17 protein-coding genes and 1 tRNA gene are annotated in these 20,133 nt (G+C 41.9%); 7 read left to right on the top strand and 11 right to left on the bottom strand.

Annotated elements, in window-relative coordinates:
* Window position 1: 1 nt before the first annotated feature.
* From cydB to FTT87_RS05755, 4 genes are all read right to left on the bottom strand, one after another.
* Window positions 2–1,006 carry a cytochrome d ubiquinol oxidase subunit II gene (gene cydB, locus FTT87_RS05740; RefSeq protein WP_086194968.1) on the bottom strand — a complete coding sequence of 335 codons (1,005 nt, stop codon included), beginning with the start codon at window positions 1,004–1,006 and terminating at the stop codon, window positions 2–4.
* The gene (locus FTT87_RS05745; RefSeq protein ID WP_180174551.1) at window positions 1,003–2,448 is read right to left on the bottom strand and encodes a cytochrome ubiquinol oxidase subunit I; all 1,446 of its coding nucleotides are present in this window, start codon (window positions 2,446–2,448) and stop codon (window positions 1,003–1,005) included. The genes cydB and FTT87_RS05745 overlap by 4 nt, the downstream gene beginning before the upstream one ends.
* A gap of 260 nt (window positions 2,449–2,708) precedes the next feature.
* Window positions 2,709–3,167: a DUF2946 family protein gene (locus FTT87_RS05750; protein ID WP_373423499.1), complete on the bottom strand. Its 459-nt coding sequence runs from the start codon at window positions 3,165–3,167 to the stop codon at window positions 2,709–2,711.
* A gap of 377 nt (window positions 3,168–3,544) precedes the next feature.
* Window positions 3,545–3,892, bottom strand: a complete 348-nt coding sequence (locus tag FTT87_RS05755) for a rhodanese-like domain-containing protein (RefSeq protein WP_086194965.1) — start codon at window positions 3,890–3,892, stop codon at window positions 3,545–3,547.
* Window positions 3,893–4,448: 556 nt separating this feature from the next.
* On the opposite strand from FTT87_RS05755, the gene FTT87_RS05760 reads away from it, so the two are divergent.
* The 4 genes from FTT87_RS05760 (at window position 4,449) to FTT87_RS05775 (ending at window position 6,602) form a co-directional block, all read left to right on the top strand.
* A complete protein-coding gene (locus FTT87_RS05760) occupies window positions 4,449–4,919 on the top strand; it encodes a DUF2946 family protein (RefSeq protein WP_218948880.1) in 471 nt (156 codons plus the stop codon).
* A 253-nt stretch (window positions 4,920–5,172) separates the two neighbouring features.
* Window positions 5,173–5,433, top strand: coding sequence for a DNA-binding transcriptional regulator (locus tag FTT87_RS05765; RefSeq protein ID WP_166171018.1), 261 nt, complete (start codon window positions 5,173–5,175; stop codon window positions 5,431–5,433).
* Between the two features lie 72 nt (window positions 5,434–5,505).
* Window positions 5,506–5,814: a NifB/NifX family molybdenum-iron cluster-binding protein gene (locus FTT87_RS05770; protein WP_086194963.1), complete on the top strand. Its 309-nt coding sequence runs from the start codon at window positions 5,506–5,508 to the stop codon at window positions 5,812–5,814.
* Between the two features lie 377 nt (window positions 5,815–6,191).
* The gene (locus FTT87_RS05775; RefSeq protein ID WP_086194962.1) at window positions 6,192–6,602 is read left to right on the top strand and encodes a hypothetical protein; all 411 of its coding nucleotides are present in this window, start codon (window positions 6,192–6,194) and stop codon (window positions 6,600–6,602) included.
* A 103-nt stretch (window positions 6,603–6,705) separates the two neighbouring features.
* Here the strand turns inward: FTT87_RS05775 and FTT87_RS05780 are convergent.
* From FTT87_RS05780 to lldP, 6 genes are all read right to left on the bottom strand, one after another.
* Window positions 6,706–6,795 (bottom strand) — tRNA-Ser (locus FTT87_RS05780).
* Between the two features lie 97 nt (window positions 6,796–6,892).
* On the bottom strand, window positions 6,893–8,926 hold the full coding sequence (locus FTT87_RS05785) for an NADPH-dependent 2,4-dienoyl-CoA reductase (protein ID WP_180174553.1): 2,034 nt from the start codon (window positions 8,924–8,926) through the stop codon (window positions 6,893–6,895).
* A gap of 184 nt (window positions 8,927–9,110) precedes the next feature.
* Window positions 9,111–10,820, bottom strand: coding sequence for a D-lactate dehydrogenase (dld, locus tag FTT87_RS05790; RefSeq protein ID WP_180174554.1), 1,710 nt, complete (start codon window positions 10,818–10,820; stop codon window positions 9,111–9,113).
* A 443-nt stretch (window positions 10,821–11,263) separates the two neighbouring features.
* Window positions 11,264–12,418 (bottom strand): FMN-dependent L-lactate dehydrogenase LldD, encoded by a 1,155-nt coding sequence (gene lldD, locus FTT87_RS05795; RefSeq protein ID WP_180174555.1) that lies wholly within the window; start codon window positions 12,416–12,418, stop codon window positions 11,264–11,266.
* Window positions 12,419–12,420: 2 nt separating this feature from the next.
* On the bottom strand, window positions 12,421–13,164 hold the full coding sequence (lldR, locus tag FTT87_RS05800; protein WP_180174558.1) for a transcriptional regulator LldR: 744 nt from the start codon (window positions 13,162–13,164) through the stop codon (window positions 12,421–12,423).
* A 32-nt stretch (window positions 13,165–13,196) separates the two neighbouring features.
* The gene (gene lldP / locus FTT87_RS05805; protein WP_086194958.1) at window positions 13,197–14,873 is read right to left on the bottom strand and encodes an L-lactate permease; all 1,677 of its coding nucleotides are present in this window, start codon (window positions 14,871–14,873) and stop codon (window positions 13,197–13,199) included.
* Between the two features lie 749 nt (window positions 14,874–15,622).
* Here lldP and argG point away from each other — a divergent pair.
* The gene (gene argG, locus FTT87_RS05810; RefSeq protein ID WP_086194957.1) at window positions 15,623–16,966 is read left to right on the top strand and encodes an argininosuccinate synthase; all 1,344 of its coding nucleotides are present in this window, start codon (window positions 15,623–15,625) and stop codon (window positions 16,964–16,966) included.
* 56 nt (window positions 16,967–17,022) lie between these two features.
* Here the strand turns inward: argG and FTT87_RS05815 are convergent, their stop codons facing one another.
* Window positions 17,023–18,300: a GGDEF domain-containing protein gene (locus FTT87_RS05815; protein ID WP_180174556.1), complete on the bottom strand. Its 1,278-nt coding sequence runs from the start codon at window positions 18,298–18,300 to the stop codon at window positions 17,023–17,025.
* Window positions 18,301–18,451: 151 nt separating this feature from the next.
* On the opposite strand from FTT87_RS05815, the gene pyrC reads away from it, so the two are divergent.
* On the top strand, window positions 18,452–19,486 hold the full coding sequence (gene pyrC / locus FTT87_RS05820) for a dihydroorotase (protein WP_086195131.1): 1,035 nt from the start codon (window positions 18,452–18,454) through the stop codon (window positions 19,484–19,486).
* Window positions 19,471–20,130, top strand: coding sequence for a ribonuclease T (gene rnt / locus FTT87_RS05825; RefSeq protein ID WP_086194955.1), 660 nt, complete (start codon window positions 19,471–19,473; stop codon window positions 20,128–20,130). The genes pyrC and rnt overlap by 16 nt, the downstream gene beginning before the upstream one ends.
* Window positions 20,131–20,133: the final 3 nt, after the last annotated feature.

The following is a 20,133-nucleotide window of genomic DNA, read 5'->3' on the forward strand; positions in this document are numbered from 1 at the left end:
CTTAATGATAACCTTCATCACCCACACGCACTTTATCCCTGAAAATCCAATACGATAGTCCGGTATAAATAAGAATGATCGGAATTAAGATCAATGCGCCAATAAGGGCAAATAATTGACTACTGGCAGGTGCTGCAGCCTCCCAGATAGTGATGGATGGTGGAATGACATAAGGCCATAAACTAATCAGAAAACCGCTATAAGCGAGAATTACCAGAGCCAAAGTATAAATGAATGGCAGGAACTCTTTGCGCTGCTTACAGGCTTTGATTGCCAGGAAAGTAAACAGCAGAACCAGTACGGGAACCGGGCTAAAATAAAAGAGTTGTGGTTGACTGAACCAGCGCGCTGCAATTTCATGATGAAGCAAAGGCGTATAAATACTGACACAGGCAAAAATCAGCAATAATGCGATGAGCAGTTTTGGCATCAGTTCAAACATGCGATTCTGCAGCATTTTTTCGGTTTTAAAGATCAACCAGCCACATCCCAGGGTTGCATACAGTACAACCACACTTAAACCAGTAAACAGGGAAAAAGGTGTTAACCAGTCCAGACCACCGCCAGTATAGATACCATTCGTGGTTTTAATGCCCTGAATGTAGGCACCCAAAATCACGCCCTGAAAAAAAGAACTGAGGATTGATCCCCAAATAAAAGCTTGATCCCAAAGAGATTTGGTTTTATTGGCCTTAAACCGGAATTCGAAGGCAACGCCCCGGAAAATCAGCGCAATCAGCATCAGAATAATGGGTATATACAGAGCCGATAACACAGTGGAATACACCAAGGGAAATGCAGCAAATAATCCTGCACCACCCAGTACCATCCAGGTTTCATTACCATCCCAGACAGGCGCGACGGTATTCATCATAACATCACGTTCCTGGCGATCGGAAATAAAAGGAAACAGGATACCGATACCGAGGTCAAAGCCATCCAGCACGACATAGATCAGCACTCCTAATCCAATAATTAGAATCCAAATTAATGATAAATCGATCATTTTTGATTCTCCTGAGATTGTGTAGAACTTACTTGATCCAGATCGTTTTCCTCATCAATCGTACTTAAAGGACGTTTTGATGCCTGTATGACCGCCTGATCACTATGTGGTGCCGAATGTATAAACTCCGGACCTTTACGCATCAGTTTCAGCATGTAGAAAATGCCAACACCAAACACAATAAAGTAGACCATTACAAAAATGATCAGGGTTAAACCCACCTGCTCTGCTGAAACGGGAGAAAGAGTATCTTTGGTCCGTAAAATGCCATAAACCACCCAGGGTTGACGACCGACTTCAGTGGTAAACCAACCGGCGAGTAAAGCGATAAATCCAGATAAACCCATGTATAAGGAAAATTTATGGAACCATGGTGTTTCATAAAATTTTCCGGTTTTTCTTAACCATAAACCGATGATGGCCATCAGCATCATCAGTACTCCCAGTCCGACCATAATCCGGAAACTCCAGAATATGACCAGTGAGTTTGGACGGTCTACAGGGGCAAATTCCTTTAAGCCTTTGACTTCACCATTTAAGCTATGCGTCATAATCAGACTGCCCAGATTCGGAATACCGATCGCATACTTGGTTTCTTCAGCCTGCATATCTGGAATACCAAATAGATATAAAGGCATGCCATGATCTTTATTGGTTTCCCAGTGTCCTTCTATAGCTGCCAGTTTGGCCGGTTGATGTTCAAGCGTATTCAGGCCATGCATATCTCCCACAAACATTTGTAGAGGTGCCAATGCCACAATCATCCACATGGCCATGGAAAATGATTTTTTTACCAAGGCATCACGACGGCCTTTTAATAAATGAAATGCGGCAGTGGCAGCGACAAGCAAAGCAGAAACCAGAAAAGAGGCCATTGCCATATGTGCTAATCGATAGGGGAAAGATGGATTAAAGACAATGGCAAACCAGTCTTTCGGGACAATAATGCCATTTTCTATAGTAAAGCCCTGAGGGGTTTGCATCCAGCTATTCGAAGACAGAATCCAGAACATTGAAATACAGGTGCCGATAGCCACCATCAGCGTTGCGAAAAAATGGGTTTTCGGTCCCACTCGGCCCCAACCAAATAGCATAATCCCCAGAAAACCGGCTTCAAGGAAAAACGCACTTAAAACCTCATAAGCGAGTAATGGTCCTGTGACACTGCCGGAAATCCGTGCAAATTCACTCCAGTTGGTGCCAAATTGATAGCTCATCACCACACCGGACACTACGCCCATACCAAAGGACAGGGCAAAAACCTTGATCCAGAACTTGAATAAGTCCCGGTATACTGGATCATTGGTTTTAAGCCAACGCCATTCCAGAACGGCCAGAAAACTGGCTAAACCAATAGAAATTGCCGGGAAAATAATATGAAATGATACGGTAAATGCAAACTGGATACGCGCCAGTTCCAGCGCGGTTAGCCCTAAATTCATGCTACCTCCTGCTGATCAATTGAATACAGGGAGGACATCAACGGCACTGATTGATGCAGTGAAACTGACACACCTTGCCGGACATTGATCCTCTGGTATAGAGATGCAACCCGTATACCGGATACGCTATAGACTTTTTTAAGGGCGAACGAAACCATTACGCTGTTAGCGAACAGCGAAAACTGAATTTTCATGATTAAAACTCTTTAAGATGTTGTGTAGTGCAAACAAAACAACTGTTTGACGTGACCAATCGTGTCCTAAAAAGTCAGAGGTGGTGCTCTGCCCTGCGGCAGCAAATACAGCTTCTGCAAGCTGAAATAGACATGCCGGAAGAACGACTGATAGAAATTTAGTCGAACCTGAATCCGGTCCAGAACTTCATCAATTCCCAGTTTAAATGGCAGTACCAAATCACCATAGACAGTGCAGTATTGGCACTGATGATTATGCTGATGGTGATCTTGGGATTGCTGAGGAATCAAATCCTTGAGCAGCTCATGATGAGCAGAGTGGGCATGATGATCAGCAGACGAAAGAAGATTGTGGGTAATCGACATACAGACCGGAGCAATGTGAAATTTTTCCGGCAGCAGAGGCTGTAAATATACTGCGATTTGCAGAAGTAAGACTGCAAATGCAATAAAAAATCCACTTCGCTTCAGCAAACTTTCTCTCGACTGGAATCGAATTAAGAGGGATACATTGAATAAAAACATGAAATTTCAGAATAAATCCCTACGTATTTACTCGACTTTTCACTTTATAAATATATAACATATAGCCAGTTTTGAAAAGCAAAAAAATTAAAAGAAAGGTGAATTAAATTAAAGACTTAAAATAAAAAATAAACTTATTCTATATAAACTGCCGAATAAGTTTATTTATTGACTAAAGAGTGTCCACAAAAAAATTTACTGAATTGAAATGCATGAAAGGAAATTTTAAATAAGAGACGCTATTTTTCGTTCTAGCCAAGAAAAGCGTTATGCATTCCTAATAGAGGTGTTTGAGGATTAAAAAATCTTGCCCCCTCGGACCAGCCAAACTTGTTTTATTTATTTAAATAAAACATCTCTTATTGCAGATTTAGCCTTTAGTTTTCGATACAAGGTAAGTCATTTTTCCACCAGGATTTCATGCCACCTTTTAACTGTGAGACCGAATACCCCATCTTGGCCAGTTTACGTGTCGCAGGAATGCTCCGGTGTGCTGATAAACAGATCGTTACAACAGGTTGATCTGTTTTGAGACCTAATGAGCATATTGCAGATTCTGTAAACCGGGTAATCGGCAAATTGACGGCACCTTCTATATGGCTGTGTTTAAATTCTTGCTCAGTTCGAACATCCACAATTTGTACATTTCCTCGTTGCTCCCATAATTTCTTTGCCGGAGTTTCAGGCACCTTGCCCCAAGGGACATACATCAGAATGTTAAACATGATTTTCCTCTATCAAAACAATTCTTATCTATAATTTATAAGAATATAGAATAAAAAATAACGATTAAAATCACTATAAATCAATATTGGATTGAACTCTAAGTTTATGCTTAAAAATAGATGATGCCTTCAAATCCAGCAGAAAAATAAAACCATGTTTAATAAAAGATTAGAATTAATAGACTTCTTTCATAAATCATTTTAGAAAATAAAATTGTTCGTAAAGCCAAAATTGAAAATAGATTTTAGTCGATATTAGATTCATGAGTGTGGCATGGATGCCACACGTTTCTCATCACGACAAGGAAGTCGTGTATGGGAAACAAAAGGTTTTTGTCTACTTTTGACCTTTCAAAAGTAGAGAGATTGCCTACTCAAAGGTATAAAAATAAAATCAATTAAATATGAGGCAGTGCTGATTTTAAAAATCTAATCTTAGATATTTTGATTTATGAAAGAGATCTAATGTAATAGCTTATTTTTTCAGTTCTAAATTTCATATTTTGTTATATTATAATTCATGCAATATCCATAAAAGCGTAGTGAAGTGCTCATAATGTTGGGAAGATTGTTGGGATTATCCGCAATCTTGTTACAGATCGCTGTGTTCCTGCAGCCTTTATTGCCAGAAAAGCACAGTGTTTTTTCGGTATGTAAAACTGTTGCCGTTGCATTAGATCTAGAAGTTAATAGCACTCACAAAACTCTTAATTTTCCAACATCCCATCCACACGTCCATCACACCAGTGCAGCAGATCAGAACGATGTACAGGTCGTCACCGACGTGCAGGATCGGCATGCACCACACCAACAGCAGAATGATTCACACACCACTCATGACTGCCAGTTCTGTCTGGTGCACAGCTATACCCTACCGCTACTGGACACCAAGCTCAGACCAGTACTGGTCAGAACTCAGACCTTACTTCTGTTCTTCAGTACCTCTGTCCCGCATGTACTGACCCCACCCGCTCCATGGTTCCTGATTCCTCAGGGCCGTGCTCCTCCTTTAACACTCACCCACTAAATCAACAGATGTGGTATCGCTGAGTAGTCTGCCTACGTTTGAATATCGATGCAGTATGGCTCTATCTATCGCATAGGCATCTCGTAACCCACATCTTCAGCCACAGTGGTCCAATCCGTAATAGGTGATCATGACGTTTAGTTTAACTGTGCTCAAACCTGCTTTGAGTTCAGTTGTTACTGTCTTAATTACCTTTGGATTTTTTTAAAGTGTTATTACAACTTTTTGATGTATCAATAAGGAGGAGATAATGATGAATCTACTTCAGCATGATCATGCACACTCGCAAAAAAATGATTTTAATAGCGGCTGTTGTCTGGATTTGGCGCAACAGATTGTCCGGATCAGACATGCCCTTAATATTTCACAGACAGAACTGGCAGCCAAACTGTGTATTTCTGCCCGTACCTTGGAGAGCTGGGAACGCGGAGTGCGTCATCCATCAAGTTCGGCACAGGCTTTGATCAAACTATTTATAAAGTCACCTCAATTTGTACTGGAAAATCTAGCTTGAGGATAATCGGGAATAATTTAAACCCTTATGATTATCATCAATTTAAATCACTATTGGTTTGGAAGACACTCCATGTTAATTGTAATTACATCCCAGAACCGGCGTCACATTACTCCACATGCTGGAAAATGTCGAAAATTCTGGAAATATGAATTAAAAGATGAAAAAGTGACTGACAAACAGCTTATTGAAGTGGAAAAAGAAGAGTCTTTTTCCCAGTCTGGGGAAGTACTCGAAAAACTTTTGCCTATGGACATATTTGTGACCACAGGAATCGGAGATCGATTACGAGAAAAGCTCAGAAATATTGGTGTACATGTCATCGTGACTACAGAAATTGAACCAGAACAATTTATCTGCGGTTTGGCTTCAACTAAATAAACAATTTAGATTCATATCATCTTTACTCATATAAAAGACCCTGCATCAGCAGGGTCTTTTATTTAAATTTTTAATTATTGAGTAGTATACGAACTATCACACCATGTGTAGCGGCAACGTAGCCTGAAATGTTTTTTATCCCGACTCAACCTAGCATAAATGCTGTATTCACAATATCGCACTATCATCTGACTTAAATCGCCTAGCTCTAACCACTCTATTCCAATGTAATTTTTTAAACTGGTTCAGTTCCAACATGCACACCAATGCATATACCCCAAATAGTTGGAATATCAGACATTTATTACCATTAAATACTTGTAATTTATACCAATCAGAATATTTTTAATAAGGGTAAAATTGAATAAGGCTATTTTGTGGGCATCGTTTCTGAATTTAAAAAATTTAATGCTGATCTTAAGAATCCGAACTGGTCGGTATCTTCAATTAGCTCTAACAATGAGCTAATTGTTAGTTTATGGGGACATAAACCTTTATTGTCTAAACACCCAACTGAAAGAAAACAGGTCTATCGTGACCGTATTGATAGATGGTCGTGCAATGGACGTAATGAGTTTAAGAGAAATCTTGATCTTGCTTTGGAAGAAAACTTAAAAATTAGACCAATTATAGCAATGCTCAATAACAGTTCTGATTTTCAAAATATTTTAGAGGGTAAAGATGGCAGCCAATACCCGAAAAGATTTAATGCAAAAACAAATTGGATTGGTGAATTAACTGTTTGGGACGGTACTCAATTTGAAATTGTATTTAGGCTTGATCAATAACTTGAACTTAAGCTAGGTTTTTATTCTGCTTATTATCGGCTTACCTTGCATAACCCTAAAAACAATAAAGCCCCGATCAATGATTAGGGCTTTATCTTAAATTTGGCGGAAGCGGTGAGATTCGAACTCACGGAGGACTCACACCCTCGTCGGTTTTCAAGACCGGTGCATTAAACCGCTCTGCCACGCTTCCATGTGCGCCATAATACGGATCTTTTTAAAAACTGACAAGTAAAAATTACAAGCAAACTATTCAAATGAATATTGTTTCACCAAATTAACTTTAAAAATTATAATTTGGCTGCCAATTCGGCACCCTCACGAATTGCACGCTTTGCATCAAGCTCTGCCGCCAGTTTGGCACCACCAATAATATGGTAATTCGCCAAGGTAAATTCATCCGCCGTTGGCATAATGTCTTTGACCGATTCCTGTCCTGCACACACTACCACAGTATCTACACGTAACAATTGATCGTGGCCATTGGTTTCAATCCATAAACCTTCATTGGTCACAGACTTGTATTGCACACCACGTAGCATCTTCACAGCGTGTTTTTTCAATTGCGCACGATGCACCCAACCTGTGGTTTTACCCAAGCCAATCCCCAGCGGTGTCGTTTTACGTTGCAAGAGATAAATTTCACGGACAGGATGAGCCACTTCGGCAGCTTGTATGCCACCCTCAGAAGTATAGTTCGGATTCGGATCAATGCCCCACTCCCGTTGCCAGTCAGCCAGAGGTTGCGGCTGTGACTGATGTTCAGGTTTTAATAAAAACTCGGATACATCAAAACCAATACCACCGGCACCAATCACTGCCACCCGATTGCCAACTGCTGCTCCACGTAACACTTCTGCATAAGACAACACTTGCGGTGCCTGACTACCTTCAATATTTAAGGCACGCGGAACAACTCCAGTCGCAACCACGACCTCATCAAAGCCTTCACGTTCCAGTTGTTCACGGTTCACTTTAGTATTTAAGCGCAGTTCTACCCCAGTTCTTTCAATTTGAACTTTAAAATAACGGATGGTTTCATGGAATTCTTCTTTACCCGGTACCACTTTAGCCAGATTGAACTGTCCACCCACCTCATGACTGGCTTCAAATAATGTGACTTTATGACCACGACTTGCAGCTACTGTTGCAGCCGACATGCCTGCCACACCACCACCAACAACAGCAATTTTTTTCGGTACTTTGGTTTTTACATACACCAGTTCCGTTTCATAAGCTGCACGTGGATTGACCAGACAGGTTGCACGTTTATTTTTAAAGGTGTGGTCCAAGCAAGCCTGGTTACAGGCAATACAGGTATTAATTTCATCTACCCGATTGGTGGCAGTCTTGCTGACCCAGAAGGCATCCGCCAACAATGGTCGCGCCATCTGCACCATATCGGCTTTTCCAGCAGCCAAAATGGCTTCGGCCGTTTCAGGCATGTTAATCCGGTTAGAGGCAATCACAGGAATAGCGACATGCTTTTTCACTTCTGCCGTGTAATCGGCAAATGCTGCACGCGGTACGGAAGTGACAATGGTCGGAATACGGGCTTCATGCCAGCCAATCCCGGTATTCAGCAAAGTAACACCGGCTTTTTCCAAAGCCTGTGCCACCGTAATCACTTCCTGCATGGTGTTGCCATCATGTACTAAATCGAGCATGGACAAACGGAAACAGATAATAAATTTTTCACCGACTTTTTCCCGAATGGCTTTGACAATTTCTACTGCCAAACGCATGCGGTTTTCAATGTCACCGCCCCAGTGGTCGGTACGCTGATTGACATGACGGCTTAAAAACTGATTCAGCAAATAGCCTTCAGAACCCATAATTTCCACACCATCATAGCCGGCTTTTTTGGCAATGCTGGCCGTGTGTGCATAATCCTCAATAGTCTCTAAAATCTGCTTTTCACTCATTTGACGCGGTTTAAAAGGTGAAATCGGTGACTTGATTGGACTGGCAGAAACCACAAAAGGCTGATAGCCATAACGGCCAGAATGCAAAATCTGCATTAAAATTTTTGCACCATGCTTATGTACAGCATGTGTGACCAAACGATGCGGCGCCACATCCGCCAAATTATTCATGGTACCGCCCGCAGGAAGCAACCAGCCCTGACGGTTTGGGGAAATCCCTCCAGTGATAATCAGACCCACACCACCTTTTGCCCGTTCGCCAAAATATGCGGCCAATTTAGGATAATTATAAAAACGGTCTTCCAGACCGGTATGCATGGAACCCATCACGACACGGTTTTTAATGGTCGTAAAGCCCAAATGTAGCGGTTTTAATATATTTGCATAGCGAGTTGTCATGATGAATCCTTTATATATTGGCTTTGCAACTTGTTGCATATTACTTTACCTATTTTTATTCTTTTGTTTATGACTTGTTTTACACATTGTCTGACGAAACAGTCAATTTTTCATAAAAAAAAAAGCGCAGTGCTTAGACTGCGCCTGAGATAGAACCCGTTATTTTTTATTATAATTCAGTTTTTTAATTTGTTTCTTGATTCCAGTATTTTAATTTGGAGGTATGACCAATCCCCACATTAAAGCTATTGGTCGGATCCAGTTTTTGATAATGATTTTTTAGTGCAGGCTTGGCCACATATAAATGCCCGACATTATGTTCTGCAGGATATTCAGCCCCGCGTTCATCCAGTAAACTCCACATTTGATGTTCTATGGCTAAAGGATCAACACCTTTTTTCACAATATAGTCCTGATGAAAGACATGACATAAAAAATGACCATAATACAGTTTATGGATAATCAGCTCATCCATTTCCTTCGGCAAAGTTTCTACCCATTCACGGTCATTACGGCGTAAGGCAATGTCCAGTGCGACAATATCTTCTACTTCTGAACGATGGGTGTCGCGATAACGAATGGCAGCTCCAGCTACAGCAAAACGATGTAAAAAGGCTTTACGTCCTTCTTCTTCGGTACAGTGGAAATAATTTCCAGTGTTATGAGATGAAAAATAGTGCTGTAAAAATTGCTGAACCTGTTCTACATCCTGATTTTCGATGCGCAGTACCAGATGATGCTCATACAAATCCCGGAACTCATTCATGCGTTTCGGTAAATGCGACGGTAAAAATTTGCTCAGCATTTGCAGGAATTTATCAGACAGCCCTTTCATGCCGACTTTTTCCAGGTAGCCATCGACCTTATCTTTCATGGCAAAAGCCGCCGGTACTTTGGCTGTTCCGAATTTTTCGATAAACATGAAGGTATCTTTGCCATATTCAGCACCAATATCGTAAGCCACCCGGTGAATATATTCGCCCGCAATCGGTAAACGCGCTAAACCCGTGAGTAGAAAACGGCGGATTGCGGTTAAATCTTGCTGGGTATTGGTGCCGACATAAAATACCTGACTGGGAATTTTTTCAAAGGTATCCAAACGTACCGCAAACACGCAGACTTTCCCTGCTGAACCTGACGCTTCATACAAACGTGATGGATCGGCATTAAAACGCGCAGGCGTGTTCTCATCGACTTGAGTCACGTCATGCGCATAACGATGATCTGAAGCACAGCAATGCTGATCATTTTTAATATCAGTCAATTGATATTGCTGATTTTCAAGTCGGGATAAAATTTCTTCTGGTGTTGAACCGAGCTGGATGCCCAAATGATTGATAAGTTCCAGTTGCCCCGATTCATTTACACGTGCATACAGGGCAAGTTCCGTATAGGCAGGTCCACGGCGAACCAGTGCACCACCCGAGTTATTGCAGACTCCACCCAAAACCGATGCACCTATACAGGAGGAACCAATCACCGAATGCGGCTCACGATTAAACACTGCCAGTTCTTTTTCCAGTTTGTCTAGTGTTGCACCGGGCAAACAAACCACTTGCTTCGCATCATTAATTACTTGAATGCCAACCAAGCGTCGAGTGTTGATCAGAATCACTGGACGGTCATAATCATCGCCAAAAGGGGTTGATCCACCGGTTAAACCGGTATTGGCAGCCTGCATAATCACAATACAGTCTGCGTCCACCGCAGCCTGCAAAACTTGCCACTGTTCCAGCAATGAACCCGGGACGACCACGGCCAGCACTTGGCCGGAACCGTAACGACGACCTTGACGGTATAATCGTGTGTCATTGTCATCCGTGAATACATGTTGCTTGCAGACAATGTGGATGAGTTTTTGAATGGTTTGCTGTGAATTTGATTGCCTGAACATATTTCTAATCCTTTTCTAAAGTCATTTTTAAGCTACTCGCCGCTCTTTTAATACGCTTTAGAAATATCATCATAACTAACATTTGATACACGAAAACGTCATCCGTTGCTGTTTGAGGCAGACTGAAATAGGACCTCAATGTTTCTGCGAGAGATTAATTTGTTTTGTTATTTGACGAGTTCAACGGATGACAAATGCCTTTGGTTACTTTGGGCAAAACCAAAGTAACAGCTGAGCTCCCAATAGGTGCTTTTTCACGATAAGACTCCGTCTAAACTCATCTTGCTTCAATTTATTATCTATATGCTTAACAGATACTGGGAGAAAAAATTACGAAGCTATTTTTCTAGAATTTATTAATTTATAAATTCTCAAAATCTCCCCTAACCCCTCTTTAATAAAGAGGGGAACTCCTTCTTTCCAAACAAGAGTTTAGGTAATCATCACTCAGCCAACTCTCTATCTAACTTCACCAAACAATCCGAAGTAATATCGGCAATGGTTTTGGCACCGGTCAGCGTCATTGCTACGCGCATTTCCTTATCAATCAATTCGAGCAGATTGGAAACACCCTCACCACCAGCAGCGCCCAGTGCATAAACAAAGGCACGACCCAACATACAGGTATCGGCACCCAAGGCCAGCATACGCACCACATCCAGACCATTACGGATACCCGAATCAGCTAGAATTTTAATATCACCTTTGACTGCATCAGCAATTGGCGGCAAAGCACGCGCGGAAGATAAAACACCATCCAGCTGACGGCCACCGTGATTCGACACCACAATACCATCTGCACCGAAACGTACTGCATCTTTGGCATCTTCAGGGTCCAAAATACCCTTGATCACCATTGGACCATCCCAGAACTCACGAATCCATTCCAGATCTTTCCAGGAAATCGAGGGATCAAAGTTAGAACCTAACCAGCCAATATAATCTTCAAGACCCGTCGGTTTACCCAAGTATTTAGAAATATTGCCCAAGTCATGTGGACGTCCCATCAAACCCACATTCCAGGCCCAATGCGGATGGAAACAGGATTGCATATAACGGCGCATTGCTGCATTTGGTCCACTCATACCCGAGTGGGCATCTCGGTAACGCGCGCCCGGCACAGGCATATCTACTGTAAACACCAATGTTGAACAGCCAGCAGCTTTGGCACGTTCCAGGGCATTTTTCATAAAGCCGCGGTCACGCAGCACATACAACTGGAACCACATTGGACGCTGAATCGCTGGTGTCACTTCTTCGATCGGACAGACTGAAACGGTAGACAGGGTAAAAGGAATGCCTTTTTTATCTGCCGCCACTGCCGCCTGAACTTCCCCGCGACGTGCATACATCCCGGTTAAGCCCACCGGAGACAATGCAACCGGCATCGACAGGGTTTCATCAAACAGTTTGGTTTCCAGACTTAACTGCGACATGTCATTCAGTACACGTTGTCTCAACGCAATTTTTGATAAATCTTCCACATTACGCTTTAGTGTATATTCCGCGTATGCGCCACCATCAATATAGTGAAAAAGAAAAGGGGGCAACCGGCGTTTCGCAGCTTCACGATAATCATTCGCAGAAGAAATAATCATGCTTATATCCTGTTTAATCTACTGGCACGCTGGCGACGAGCTTCGTCTTCATCAATCAAGCGTACCTGTTGTACTACAAACTCAATGTGTCCACAGACTGCACTGCGTGCAGCATCAGGATCACGGCGTTCAATTGCATCCATCACCTGAAAGTGCTGGTCATGCAATTGATCAAAACGGTGCGATTCGCTATAGACTTTGCGTCGCCCCAAAACCACGTTGTATTTCAACAGGTCAAACAGGCTGCGCATCATCTGTATTAGCACTAAATTATGTGAGGCTTCGGCAATGGCTAAATGAAACTCGGCATCCGCTTTTGCTGACTGGTCATCATCCCCAATAGATTGATAATGGGCAATCCGATCGTAGCAGCGGCGAATATTTTCCAGGTCTGCTGCTGTGGCGCGCTGAGCGGCATACCAGGCAGTACCACCCTCTAAAACGCTGCGGGCTTCCTGCACATCAAAACGGTAAGCCGGGTCCTGATCAATCAAATTGCTTAAAGGTTCTACAATTTGATGATTGGTCCAGGCGCTGGGTAGCAACTGCAAAAAGGTTCCCGAGCCAGCCTTGCTCAGCAACATACCCGTACTGACCAAATGCTGAATCGCTTCACGCAACGATGAACGCGACACCCCGAGCTGTTCACATAATTTACGTTCTGCAGGCAAACGGTCTCCAACCTGCATATTGCTCTGTTCAATCAACATACGGAGCTGCTGTACGGCTTGGTCGGAAACTTTCATCTGCATTTCTCTACTCTTGCATCAATTCCAGTTTATGGAATCATCCATGGGAACACATAGGCTTGTAATGTGATGATAATACCAATCATCACGGTAAAGGAGATACTGTGTTTCACGGTAAAGCGGAACAAATCAGATTCTTTACCTACCAGACCTACAGCCGCACAGGCAATTGCAATCGATTGAGGTGAAATCATTTTTCCGGTTACACCCCCACTGGTATTAGCTGCAACCAGCAGTACTTCCGGCACGCCAATCTGTTGTGCCGTGGTCGCCTGAAGTGCCGAGAAAAGTGCATTGGCAGATGTGTCTGAACCGGTCAGGAACACGCCTATCCAGCCCAGGAATGGAGAGAAGAAAGTAAATGCCTGGCCTGTATGCGCCAGCGCTAAAGCTAGGGTGGCCGACATGCCTGAATAGTTCGCAATAAAGGCAAAGGCCAGTACCATACCAATGGAATAAATAGGTACTTTTAACTCATTGATGGTTTCGCCAAAAGTGATCACTGCTACTTTGGGCTTCATTTTCAGGAAAATAATGGTGATGATGGCGGCAATGAAAATGGCTGTGCCTGTAGCAGAAATCCAGTCAAATTTATAAATCGCATCGTAGTCCTTAATTTCAGGGACCACCGGCGGCATCTTCTGGATCAGCTGATGCAAATACGGCACCTTGATGGAAATCACCAGATCATGCAGCGCACCATCTTTGGCAAATAAATCCTTAAAGGGTTTGATACTCCAGATGGTGACCATCGCGGTTAAAATGGCAAATGGTGACCATGCCTTGGCAATTTGAGCAATGCTATATTTTTGCTGTTTTTGAGCTGCGAGCTGTTGAGCAGCTGATTCATCAACATTTGCATCTTGGTCTGCAAAACGGAAAATATGTTTCGGTTGCCAAAATTTAAGCAAAATTGTTAAAGAAATAAGTGAAGCAATTGCAGCGGTAATGTCTGGCAGCTCTGGACCTACAAAATTAGAGGTTAGATATTGTGCTAGCGCGAATGATCCACCACCCACAATCACCGCTGGCCAGGTTTCTTTCACACCACGCCAGCCATCCATAATCGCCATAATCCAGAATAGAACAATGGGCACCATAAACGGTAACTGACGTCCTACCATCTGGCTAATTTCATGGGTATCTACACCTGAAACCTGCCCGGCTACGATAATGGGAATCCCCATCGCGCCGAAGGCAACCGGCGCAGTATTGACAATCAGGCACAAGCCCGCTGCATATAAGGGTTTAAAACCTAATCCCACCAGCAATGCAGCAGTAATGGCAACCGGAGCACCAAAACCTGCCGCACCTTCCAGGAAAGTACCAAAGGCAAAACCCACAAAGAGCATTTGTAAGCGCTGATCTTCGGTAATGGACAGGATGGAAGAACGAATAATATCGAACTGCCCTGTTTTAACCGAAATTTTATACAGAAATACGGCACCGATGATGATCCAGGCAATGGGCCACAAACCATAGAAAAAACCGTAAATCATTGATGCAAAAGCCATCACGACCGGCATCTGATAGGAAAATAATGAAACCAGCAGCGCAAGGATCACGGTAATTGTTCCCGCTACACTACCTTTCATGCGGAATACCGCAAGCGCTAAAAAGAAGAAAATGATGGGAATCAGGGCAATCAAACTGGAGAGCCAGATATTGCCCATAGGATCGTAAATCTGTTGCCATTGTTGAAGCATTGTCCTCTCCTTGAAATGCTTTTCCAGAATACAAAATGGTCTGATCACCTACCAATTAACATCTTAACTGGTATGACCAATAATCATTTAATTAAAAAAATATATCAATAAACTTTAAATATGCTACTTTTTAACCAAATAAAGATCAATAAGCAATTTCTTATTTAAAATTGGTCACACCAATATAATACATGAAATATTTAAAATTTATACAGACTGCACTGATTAAAATTCACTCAGATATTTTTAATTATTTCATTTTTATTATTTTTTTAGAAAAATAAAAAATCCGGGACAATCATCTAATACTTTAGTCGATAATATGGATTATTTGAATGATGATTACTCAAAGCAAAGCACTATTGATAACAAGCGTATTATAACAAGCATAGATACTGATCATTAGATCCTGGATAATTAGATACAAATAACAGGTGCGACAGAAAGCCATTCTGAGAGGAAATAAAATGTGCGGACATGTTGCAAGCGGTCAAACTTTCAATGTGCTGCTCAAAATTGTTATCCACCTTCCTTTTAACTCCTGTTTATAAGCCACAACTCTGCTCTGCTTCACGATTTAATCAAAATCTTTGCTTATAACCATATATTGAATCTATCAATTTCAAATTTTCAACGAGATTTTCTTTTGTAAAACCATTAGAAATAAAATAGTGCTACAATTGAAGAAATGTGTATTTTCTTGGGCCACCAAATTTCTCGGTGCCTATTTCATATCGTTAGGATTAACAATGTCTGATAATGCAACTATCTTGCAGAATGTCCCAGTAGGCAAAAAAGTTGGTATTGCCTTCTCTGGTGGTCTAGATACTTCAGCTGCTCTATTGTGGATGAAACAAAAAGGCGCAGAACCTTATGCTTATACAGCAAACCTGGGTCAGCCTGATGAAGACGACTATGATGCGATTCCGAAAAAAGCGGAAGCGTATGGCGCAGTAAAAGCTCGCTTGGTTGATTGCCGCTTACAACTTGCATTAGAAGGTATTGCTGCGATTCAATGTGGCGCTTTCCATATCAGCACTGGTGGTGTTCCTTACTTCAACACTACGCCATTGGGTCGTGCAGTAACCGGTACCATGCTTGTTACCGCAATGAAAGAAGATGATGTCAACATCTGGGGTGATGGTTCAACTTATAAAGGTAACGACATTGAACGTTTCTACCGTTATGGCTTGTTGACTAATCCTGCGCTTAAAATTTACAAACCTTGGTTAGACCAAACCTTTATTGATGAGCTTGGTGGTCGTGCGGAAATGTCACAATTCCTGATCGACAACGGCTTTGACTATAAAATGTCAAAAGAAAAAGCTTACTCAACTGACTCAAACATGCTGGGTGCGACTCACGAAGCGAAAGATCTTGAATACTTAAATGCCGGTATCAAAATCGTTGACCCAATCATGGGCGTTGCATTCTGGAAAGAAGAAGTCGAAATCAAACCTGAAGAAGTATCAATTACTTTTGAAGAAGGTTTCCCTGTTGCGATTAACGGTCAACGCATTGAAGATCCAGTTGAGTTCATTCTTGAAGCCAACCGTATCGGTGGTCGTCACGGTCTAGGTATGTCTGACCAGATCGAAAACCGTATCATCGAAGCGAAATCTCGCGGTATTTATGAAGCACCAGGTATGGCACTTCTTCACATCGCTTACGAGCGTCTTGTGACTGGTATTCATAACGAAGACACCATTGAACAATACCGTATCAACGGTCTGCGTTTAGGTCGTTTATTGTATCAAGGTCGCTGGTTCGATTCTCAAGCGCTGATGCTTCGTGAAACTGCACAGCGCTGGGTAGCGAAAGCCATCACAGGTACTGTGACTTTAGAGCTTCGTCGCGGTAATGACTACACAATTATGAACACTGAATCGCCTAACCTTACTTATGAAGCTGAGCGTTTGACGATGGAGAAAGGGGATTCTATGTTTAGTCCTGCTGACCGTATTGGTCAATTGACTATGCGTAACCTTGACATTACCGATACTCGTGCAAAATTGGGTATCTATACAGGTGCAGGCTTACTTTCTGTAGGCACAGGTTCAGCTGTTCCTCAATTAAAAGACAAAAACAAATAAGTTTGTTTTAGGTCAAAAAAACCGCTCAAAAGAGCGGTTTTTTTTATCTGACCTGTTTATGATTTTATAAATTCAGTTGCAGCGATATTGGAACGGAGAGATTGATAATAAATCTGGTTACGGCCTAAATTCTTGGCACGATATAAAGCCTGATCAGCAATTTTTAATAACTCTTCTTTGCTTAGCTCAGCTTCGCCATAATAAACAGTAATTCCTAAACTAATGGTAATAAAATCGGAGATTGAAGATTTCTCGTGAGGAATTTCTAGACGCTCGATGGCCTTATAGATATTTGACGCTACGGCATAGGCACCATGAGCATCTGTTTCAGGCAGTAGTACCACAAACTCTTCCCCACCATATCGTGCAACAAAATCCATATGCCGAATGGCATTTTTAATCGATTTGGCGATAGAGGAAATCACATCATCGCCTTTCTGATGCCCATAAAAATCGTTGTAGTTTTTAAAAAAATCAATATCAATAAACAGGATCGCCAAAGTACTTCGTTCTTGACGGGTTTGCTGGTAAAACACTTCCATCATTTCATCGAAACTACGACGGTTTGAGATTTTAGTCAGGTCATCATGCTGACTTAAATGCAATAATTCCGAATTATGAATCCGATGCATTTTTTCACTAATTTTGGTTCGCATTGTAAACAGATAAATCATTCGTTCACGCGCAAAAATCATATGACTAATCACATAACCAAACACACAACTGCCAAAAAGAATACGACCAAGTACTACGGCATCAAAATCAACATGAAGCAGAAAAAACAGAATGACTGTCAGCGAAGCCGCTAAAAATCCGGTCATCAACATCTGAAATGGTTTTACCCCGGAAATAAGGGAACCCATGATGTAAATCATGCATAGAATGGCCATACCTTGTTGGCGTAAGGCAACAGTTTCTACGGTCAAAGTCAACCAGGACATGGAAATCATGGCACAAAACATAAGCACCATGGAAGCCAGAGAAAAATAGGGACGCAATTTGGGAAAATGTGAAAAAGAAAATAAAATCAGCAGGCATACAGCACCATTGGCCAAACCTAGGCTACAGTTCAGAAAATCATGCCTGATATACTGTTTGTCAATCACCCAGTAGTCGCTGGGCAAAATCACCAGAATAAAAATAAAGTAAGATAAAACGCCGCCCCACAGATATTTTTGTACATGCTTACGGGCACGCTCCAAATTTTTCGACCAAAATTCCTGTTCCATTTTTTTGGGAAAAACCTGACCTATACGCTGACTTTGCCGTATAATCAGCTCTTCTATTTTTTCTTTATCATATTGTAATTTCGCTAGATTATACTTGGATTCCATTGCCCAGCATTTCTTAATTCTTTTAGTTACTAAAAATAACATATTTTTCTTATTTAGAATTATGTATATATAACCATTTGTCTGTAATTCTCGTTACCATTTTCACACTTTATGGATTATCATCTGTTTTATTTCTTCGATTGAAATGGCCTTGAATACAATCACTCTTCTCCAGCCAGATGATTGGCATGCTCACTTACGTGACGGTTTATCTTTAAAACGCACAGTTCCCGATCTTGCCAAGCAGTTTGCTCGTGCTATCTGCATGCCAAATACTGTACCTCCCATCAAAACAGTTGAGGAAGCATTGGCTTATCGCGAACGCATTATGGCGCATGTCCCTGAAGGTGTCGCATTTGATCCACGTATGGTGCTTTACTTTACCGACCAGACTCAACCAAGCGAAGTCAAAAAAATTAAAGAATCTGAGCATGTCAATGCCATCAAGCTGTATCCAGCTGGTGCAACCACAAATTCAGACAATGGCGTCAGTGATATCAGTAAAGTCTATGCAGTGATTGAACAGCTTGAAGAACATCAGGTGCCATTGTTGCTTCACGGTGAAGTCACCCACAATCATGTCGATATTTTTGACCGTGAAAAACGCTTTTTAGATGAAGTACTTTCACCGCTTTTAAAACAGTTTCCAAAGCTTAAATTGGTTTTAGAACACATTACCACAAGCGATGCTGCACATTTTGTACTTGAACAAGACCGCAATGTAGCTGCTACCATTACCCCACAGCATTTACTGTTCAACCGTAACGATATGCTAGTGGGTGGTATTAAACCACATTTCTATTGTTTGCCGATTTTAAAACGTCAAAGCCATCAGCAAACATTACTTGAAGTTGCAACCAGTTCTAATCCCAAATTTTTCCTGGGTACAGACAGCGCGCCGCATTCAAAAAATGCCAAAGAAAATGCCTGTGGCTGTGCCGGTTGCTATAGCGCCCCTACCGCAATTGAATTATATGCTCAGGCTTTTGATCAGGCAGGTCGACTGGACCGTCTGGAAGGTTTTGCCAGCCATTTCGGTGCGGACTTCTATGGTCTGCCGCGCAATACCAATACCATTACCTTGGTCAAAGAAGAGCAAGTTATTCCGGAAAGTTTAGACTATTTGGATGGTGAACAGATTATCCCATTGTATGCGGGTAAGACCATCCAATGGAGAAAAGTGTGACAGATGAAACCACACCAGTAATTGGTCAGCGTTTCCGTGGATTTTTACCTGTTGTTGTCGATGTCGAGACAGCAGGTTTTAACTCACATACCGATGCCTTACTGGAAATCGCAGCAATCCCAATCATTTACAATGAAGAAGGCCAATTTGTACCTGGTGAAGCACACCATGCACATATTAACCCTTTTGCAGGGGCGAATTTAGACCGCCGTTCTCTGGAATTTATTGGTATAGATCCGTCAAACCCAATGCGCATTGCCATGGCGGAAGATGAAAAAAGTGCATTAAAACGCATTTTCAAATCGGTCAATGAAGTCCGTCGTCAGCAAAACTGTACACATGCCGTTTTAGTCGGCCATAATGCACATTTCGATTTGGGCTTTGTACAAGCGGCCATTGCCCGTACGGGGACTAAAAATCAAAACCCTTTTCACAGTTTTTCGGTGTTTGATACTGTGACTTTAAGTGCTGTGATGTTTGGTCAGACTGTACTGGCAAAATCATGTATTCAGGCTGGAATAGAGTTCGATGGTAAGGAAGCACACTCTGCTTTATACGACACTCAAAAGACGGCCGAACTGTTTTGCTATATTTTGAACAAACTCGCACCCCATCTACTTGACACCTTGGTGGCGGATCAATAAGAT

The organism is Acinetobacter sp. YH01022 (genome assembly GCF_013420235.1).
In the GTDB taxonomy this organism is placed as follows: Bacteria; Pseudomonadota; Gammaproteobacteria; order Pseudomonadales; family Moraxellaceae; genus Acinetobacter.